The sequence below is a fragment of the Microvirga calopogonii genome (assembly GCF_003347665.1).
Lineage (GTDB): Bacteria > Pseudomonadota > Alphaproteobacteria > Rhizobiales > Beijerinckiaceae > Microvirga > Microvirga calopogonii.
The window spans coordinates 1-2,651 of the sequence record NZ_QDGA01000216.1; the positions used below are offsets into that span (position 1 = coordinate 1).

Annotated in this window: 1 protein-coding gene and 1 pseudogene; both read right to left on the bottom strand. The window is 58.7% G+C overall.

Translation table 11 applies throughout. The annotated features are described in order from the left end of the window. Positions 1-409, bottom strand: a pseudogene (locus tag DDF70_RS35925) (IS3 family transposase); the annotation flags it as partial. 64 nt (positions 410-473) lie between these two features. Next, on the bottom strand, positions 474-1,988 hold the full coding sequence (gene ltrA / locus DDF70_RS35930) for a group II intron reverse transcriptase/maturase (protein ID WP_114949008.1): 1,515 nt from the start codon (positions 1,986-1,988) through the stop codon (positions 474-476). Between the last annotated feature and the right edge of the window lie 663 nt (positions 1,989-2,651).

Sequence of the window (2,651 nt, forward strand, 5' to 3'; positions counted from 1 at the left end):
AGTGGATGCGCTGCCGATTGTAGTAGCTCTCGATATAGCCGAACAGGTCCCGTCGTGCCTCCTCGCGGGTCGTCCAACGATGCTGATGAACCAACTCGACCTTCAAGGAATGGAAGAACGATTCCATTGGGGCATTGTCATAGCAGCAGCCCGTCCGGCTCATCGATGGCTTGGCGCTCATGCGAGCCAGTTGCTGGGCATACGCCTCTGCCGCGTATTGGCTGCCGCGGTCGCTATGATGAATGAGCCCTGGACCTGGTCGCTGCCGCTGGGCTGCCATGATCAGAGCGCCAAGGGTCAGCTCGGTGCGCATGTGATCGCGCATGGCCCAACCCACCACCTTCCGGGTGGCCAAATCCAGCACCGCGGCGAGATACAGCCAGCCCTCGCCCGTGGGAAGTGGAGTAAGAAGCGCGAATGCGCTTCTCCTCCCCGAACCGTACATGCACCTTTCAGCGCATACGGCTCTCTATTCAAGCTTGGCCCATGGCCATAGCAACATCCTGATAGTGCGATGTGACGGTGCTGCGGGCTTCGCTCCGGAAGATGTATGGGTTTTCCTCCGGATTGCGCCACCGGAACCGCGCCTTGGGGCTTGAGACAAGCCTGTGGAGCGCTTTGCCGATGGCCTCGCCACGCTCAGTCCGACCGTAAACAAGCCAGGTTTTTGCCTTGCCCGATTCCGGGGCCTTGTACCACTTGCGCATCAGAGGCTTGATGCGGGATCGGTATTTGTGCCCCAGCCAATGCGCCAGCTTCCAGAACACGACATGGTCGATGTGCCGGAACACGGACGCAGTGAAGTCGGTGAACTTGTAGAACGCTGCCCAGCCGGCCAGTTGCCGGTTGAGGCTGGCGATCATCTCGACCGTGCTGACACTATGATGGCCGGAGAGGACCTCAGTCAGTCTGCGAACAAACCCCTTGGCCTTCTCCTTGGGTATCGTCGTGACGACAGACATACGTCCGTGCGCCCCCCGCTTGCGAATGATCCGATGCCCCAGAAAGACGAAGCCGTCATTGACGTGGGTGATATGGGTTTTGCCCATATTCAGCGTCAGCTTCAGGTCACCTTCCAGAAAGGCACGGCATTCCTCACGGATCTCTTCTGCCTGAGCCTTGGTTCCTTTTACGATCACGACAAAGTCGTCAGCGTATCGACAGTAGGCGATGGCCGGCTTCCATTGTCGGTTCTCACGAACCGTAATGGGACGGCCTTGCTTGATGCCGAAGTTCCAGGCCCATCGATCCTTACGCGCCTTGTCACTGAGGTATTTCGCCTCGAGCCACGCATCAAACTCATGGAGCATGATGTTGGACAGGAGCGGTGACAGAACGCCACCTTGCGGAACGCCTTCGCTGGAGGCCACGAACAGGCCACGATCAATGTGACCCGCCTTCAGGAACTGACAGAGAAGATCGACAAATCGCCTGTCCTGCACCCGCCGCCGCACACATCGGAGAAGCAGCCGGTGATGGACCGTATCGAAGTAGCTTGCCAGATCACCCTCGATGATCCAGCGGCCCCTGGTCGTATCGGTTCCATCCTGAAGCTGTATCTTCACGGTACGGACAGCATGATGCACGCTCCGCTCAGGCCGGAAGCCATAGGAGAGCCGATGGAAATCGCTTTCCCAGATCGGCTCCATGACCATCAGCATGGCGCGCTGGACAATGCGGTCTGTTAGGGTCGGGATACCCAATGGTCGCAGTTTGCCGTTCGCTTTCGGGATGTAGATTCGCTTGACCGGCTGAGGGCAGTAGCTGCCCGTCAGCAGGCTCATCCGCAGATCGGCCAGATGCTGATCCAGTCCGGCCTGCAGCTGTTGCTTATCCTTTCCGTCAAGGCCCGGAGTTCGAGCGCCGCTCGACGCCAGAACGATCCGGGCGGCTTCGGCAAGCCACTCCCGATCGGCAATGAGCCGAAGAAGGCGATCGAACCGTCGGTTCGGATCATCTTTGGCCCATGTTGCGAGCTTGTGCTGCATTTCGCTGATTATCAAAGGTCTTCACCTCGTTGGGTCAGGTAGTTTGCACTTCAAGCAGTTTGAACTGTTCCCCTTCGCCATGTGACAGGCTTTCCCTGTCGCGGACTACTACGGGAACTCCGCCAGCATGATGGACATCAGGGTCAACTCCCTTGGCATTCCACCATGCCTTCCCTCGTTCATATGCTGGACATCTTGCGTATTGGTGAGGCTGCCGGTCGCAGTCTTTGTCCTTGCATTCTGCAAGTCGATGCCGATGCCATGGTCTGGCTGTGTTCTCCCCATGGCCCTTCGCGAGCGTCCTACATCTCTGCTCACGTTCGGATGCACGCCGTCCTTCGTGTCCGGCGACATCATCAGCATTCCGCCTGTTAAGCCGTGTAGGCGGAGGCGACATTCCAGCCCTCAGATGCGGGTGAACCGGTTCGTGTTCCTCAACCTTCCAATACTTCAGCCTCGGGAATCATCTCGGCGTAACGGCTTCGCCTCAATCCCCTTTACCTGCGGGCTCCGTCACCCTGCCAGTTGACGGCAGGTCACCGCCGCTTGGGCTCATGCCCCCTCACAGCAGGGGGCAAGGCATTCTCCTTTTCTCCTTTCTCCTTGCATTCCAGACATATGCACCCCGGACCATCCGGGACGAGGCGCACTGTAGGTGATGTC